Below are 5,373 nucleotides of genomic sequence, written 5' to 3' on the forward strand. Positions count from 1 at the left end.
AAGAAACCTGTTTGTTTCTCTTCTTCTTTTCCTAAGACGGATGTTCTGATATTGGCTAAGAGCGCGTTTTGTTTAGCCATATCGGTTAATCCTGTGCTGAAAAGAGCATTTGGCATGACCAAATAGCTTGCTGTCTGTGGTACAAGAGTGTCCACACCAGAACCCGAACCAGTTTCAAGAATTTCTTTGTGTAAACGGAAATCCCAGAAATTTTCATTCTTTTCATCAAACAGGTTTTGCGCAATATCGGCTTGTCCATGGCTTGAGGCTGGTCCATAAGCAGTCAGCGTATATTTATAAGGTAAACGACCTCTTGTGGTATAGCCATTTGCCAGTTTGAAAGAGTTTTCCTGTGCTTTCCCAGAGACTTGAATAAGCGAAAGTCCACCGATATTCGAAGGATCAGCAGCATTTACTACACTATTTTTATCCCCTGAATCGCTTTTGATATAAACTGTTGTGTTGCCTGAGACATCACCGTGAATGAGAAGCCTATCGGTTTTTTGATCGGCACTTGCTACGCCATCACTCCAAGCAATATTGAAGTAAATCTTTGCGTCACCAGAGGCTTTGTAGACTTCTTGCGTGTCTGGTTTACCAGAACCTATATGCAATGTGTGATAATGCTCTTCTGTTGGTCCATTAAAGATAATGGAGCTATTGTCGAGATTAAGCGTGGAAATATCAGAACGAGATCTTTGAGCAATATCAATAAGTTGGCCATCATCATCTGTTTCATGGGCACTGTTTTTTAAGATCCATTGCGTATTGTTTTTTAGATCAAAGTGTACATTTCTATTTTTAGCAATATTCGCTCTGCCTTCTAGAATAGACTGATCAGCGCTTAATGTGAAAGTGCCGTTGGAAATTATATTAACATTTTCGTTGTTCCACGACTCGTCTTCTTTTGAAAAAATACCATCTCCTAATAAAACATCGGCATGGATTTCTGAATTTGTGAGGTTGACTTTACCGATTGAAAGATCTGCATTCTCTGTAATGTCTGGATCAGAGAAAGCAGTAATAAAAATTCCAGCACCGTTGTCAGCGGAGAGTTTTGTATTGGTCAAATTGATTGCATTGCTTTGATGTTTTTCTAGATCATCTGATTCATCTGGGTCAGGATTAGAGATAACGACAAACTGCAAGCCAGCGATTCCTGCTGTTGCAGAAACATTGGTGACATCAATCTGTCCACCACCCTCTACAAGCAATGCAACTTCTTTTGCTTCTATTTTGCTGTTCTCACTATTTTGTGCATTAGCAGGGACATTGATCAACTTAATTGTGCTACCATCAAATGCAGAAAGACCGACGTTAACTTTTTCAATGATTGTTTTGCCCTTTAATTCAACTCGACTATCTATATCGTTTGTTTTTACACCAACGTTGATTCTTTCTTCTGTATCATTATCTTTGGGGTCAGCACCGATTATTGTTATATCTTTGCTAAAGATCTTACCACCGTCGGATGCAACAAGACCAGTCACAACTTTTTCGAGGGTTGTTTTGCCATTTAAATTGATTTCGCTATTCGCATTGTCGGCCCACACTCCTATAGCGACAGACATCGCTACTATTGCTTCTCTGCCTACTATTGTGAGACTTTCATTACTAGCGATTTTACCACCATCTATTGCGGAAAGTCCTACTGAAGCATTTTTAAGTGTTGTCTTACCATGTAATTCAATTACGCTGTTCGTGCCATTTGCACGTGCACCTTCTTCTGCGGTTAGAGCAACGTTTGTGACATCAATCTGTCCGCCATTTGTTGCGTACAATGCTATTCCTTCTGCGGTCACAGATCCTCCAGAGACTGTTATTGTCGAGTGATCATTTGCAGATATGCCTGTGTTTGCATTCGTGACTGTTACATCTTTTAAAGCGACTGTACTGTTTTTGTCTGCTGCTATTCCAGCGATTAGTGGTGCATCGTTTTTACCGCTCGATATCGTCACACCTTCCAGTTTGTTCTTTTCGCTCTTAGTGTTTTCGAAGTAAGCACCAAATAGGGAAGCTTTAATGGATCCCCCAGTTATGCTGATTGCGCCACTATTTCTTGCTCCAATTCCGATGTTGCTATCACTAATCGTTGTGTTTCCAAGCAACTTAATTACACTATCAGAGCCATCAGCACCTGCACCGACACCATCGCCATCTGTTGTTTTTAGAGTAACATCTGTGGCCGTAATATGTCCGCCATTTTCTGCAGCCAATGTCACACCTTTCCCCGTAACGTTTCCTTTTGTCATTGTGATGGTGCTACCGGATTCTTCTGCATAGAGTCCATAGTTTTCAGATGAGGTAATTTGCGCTTCGTTGGTTAAAGTAATGGTGCTGCCGTTTGCGGCACCTATTGTTATACTTTTTGTATTAAAGGATCCTCCAGAGACTGTTATTGTCGAGTGATCATTTGCAATTATGGCACTGGTTGCTTGCGTAACGGTTACATCCTTTAAAGCGACTGTACTGTTTTTGTCTGCTTCTATTCCAGCGATTAGTGGCGCATCGTTTTTACCGCTCGATATCGTCACACCTTCCAGTTTGTTCTTTTCGCTCTCAGTGTTTTCGAAGTAAGCACCAATCTTGGAAGCTGTAATGGATCCTCCTGTCATTTTAATTGCACCATTGTCTTGTGCCAAGAGTCCAATTATAGCATTATCAACAGTTGTATTTCCATGTAATTTAATGACGCTGTCGTCACCAATAGCAATTGCACCAGCTCCTTCTTTGTCCCCTGTCGTTTTTAGAGTAACATTTTCTACCTCGATATGTGCTTTATCTTCTGCAAATAATGCGTAGTTCTTCGTGGTTACTGTTCCATCCGTCATTTTTATTATGGAGTTTTCACCTTCTGCATGGAGCCCATTTCCATCAGTTGATATAATTGTAGTACCATCGTTTCCATTTTTAGCTAAAGTGATGCTGCCACCGTTTAAAGCATACACTGTGTCATTTTCTGTCTCAAATGTTCCTCCAAATACGTTTATTTCAGAATTACTCGCAAAAATAGCTTTTTTTGCTTGTTTTACGGTTACATTTTTTAACGTAACTTGACTGTTATCGATGGCGCTTATTCCCAATAATGAGGATGTATCACCTTCTTTTTTTGATATTGTCACATTTTCAAGCTTATTTCCTTTACTATTGTTTGAGAAGTTCGCACCAACTGTAGATTTGCCAGTTGTGGATACTGTAATAGAACCACCGCTCATTTTGATTGCACCGCCGTCTTGTGCAAAAAGTCCGATTACAGCATCATCAACTATTGTGTTTCCGTGCAATTCAATCGTGCTGTTAGGACCGGTAGATTGTGCACCAACTCCTTTGTTATTTGTTTTTAGAGAAACATCCGTGACCTCGATGTGTCCACTGTTAAATGCAGATAATGCTGCTTGATTTCCTGTTACTGTTCCTCCAGTCATCTCGACGTTGCCGCCATTCGCTGCACCAAGTCCAAAAAAAGTACTTTCAACGGTTGTATTTCCGCCTAATTTAATTATGCTGTCAGAATTGCTAGCACCTGCAGCGATTCCTTTGTCTCCTGTTGCTTTTAGAGTCACATCTTCTACCTCGATGTGTCCACCTTGTGTTGCAGATAATGCCGCTTGATTTCCTGTTACTGTTCCTCCAGTCATCTTGATTGTAGAGTTTTTACCTTCTGTAACGAGTCCTGTTCCATCAGTTGATGTAATTGTAGCACCATCTTTTTCGCCTTTATTTAAAATAACGGTACCACCATTTAGAGCATATACTCCTTGGTTTTTTCCATTAAATTCTCCCCCAAAAACTTCTAGTTTAGAATCATTCGCAAATATGCCTATTTCTGCTTGAGTGACTGTTACATTTTTTAAAGTTACCATGCTTTTGTTTGCACTGATTCCGAATAGCAGTGGTACTTCATTATGACTGGATATCGTCACTCCGTTCAGTTCGTTTGCATCGCCCTTACTGTTTAAGAAAGCAGCCCCCCCTCCAGAAGCTGTAATAGACCCTCCGGTCATTTTGATCGTGCTATCGTTATTTGCAGTTAATCCAACGACAGCATTTTCAATCTTTGTATTTCCTTGTAGTTCAATCGTGCTTTTATCTCCACTAGCGACGACGACACCTAAACCTTCGTCATCTTCTGCTGTTAGAACGACATTTTCGACTATAATATGTCCGCCGTTACCTGAAAATAATGCCATTTCCTTCGCATTTACTGTTCCACCGGTTATTTTGATTATACCGTTGTTTTTTGCTTCAAGACCAAGGTTAATGTTAAAATCAGTTCCTTTAATGGTTGTTTTATCCCCCGTTAATGTGATCATACTGTTCTCACCTTCAGCTGTTACAGCAGCGGGTGATTCTAGAGAAGATGATCCTGGAGAAGATGTGGATGAGCCTTCGCCGGTATCCTTATTTCCGGTTACTGTTAAATTTTCACCAGTGATTTTGCCACTTTCTTTTGCATGAAGAATTTCATAGGACTTTCCGGTTTCTCCGATGACGCTTTGTCCTTCTCCTGAAGCTTCAAGAGATTCAGCATGTGCATTGGAATAGATACTAGAGAGTATGATCGCGACTGTTGCTGTATATGATAAAAGGGATTTTTTATACACCCGTATTCTCCTTTGAAGTCCCCAATATTCATTTCCCCACCGACCTCATAAGAAGAAGTGAAAATGCATAATTGTTATTAATTTCGATAATCGTCTTTACTGGTAGGTTATTTTCGGCGGTTTGTCAAAAATAAATCTTAATTGATATTCAAATATTTTTAAATATTCGCATTGAATACATAATGTATTTATTGTTGGGTGTATTTAAAGTATTATATTTTAAATTATTACTGTTCAGGGAAATATTATTGGATACTGATAGTGGTATCATGAGATCTTTTAATTGATTGTAGGGATTATTGAATGGTCTCAATTGGGGAATGAAAAAACAGGCAGTGGAAGAAGCTTTAACAAAGCTATCTTATTTGGGTTTAAAGTGCGTTTTTATGTTTCAACACGGTGGTGCTAATTTATTTCCAACAGACTTCAAGTTTTTATCTATTTTCCGAAAATAGAAAGTACACTTCATCCATTGGAGATGAAGTGCTCTATTGCGTTTGTTGTATTTGGGGATGGTGATTTTCGCAAAGAGCTCTATGTGGAGAGGAAAGGGCATTAAAAAAGGAAAAAAGATGACTTTAATATGCAAAAAAGGCAGCATATTGTGCTGCCTTTTTTTAAATTGAATAGAATGATAGGCTATTTTTACAGCCTTGTCTTAAAACTGATAGCGTATTCCACCTGAAAAGCTAGCACCACTTATACCAGTTTTCTGAAGCTTTTGTTGATAGCTTACATCACCATGAAGGGAGAAATTGTGAGACAGTTG

The 5,373-nt window shown here is 39.3% G+C and carries 1 protein-coding gene; it reads right to left on the reverse strand.

The features are described from left to right. On the reverse strand, positions 1-4,604 hold a 4,604-nt coding region (locus tag ACFIKB_RS08800; protein ID WP_375653358.1), incomplete at its 3' end, for an autotransporter outer membrane beta-barrel domain-containing protein. Positions 4,605-5,373 lie beyond the last annotated feature (769 nt).

The sequence above is a fragment of the Bartonella sp. MR110HLJHH genome, assembly GCF_042194225.1.
Taxonomy (GTDB): Bacteria; Pseudomonadota; Alphaproteobacteria; order Rhizobiales; family Rhizobiaceae; genus Bartonella; species Bartonella grahamii.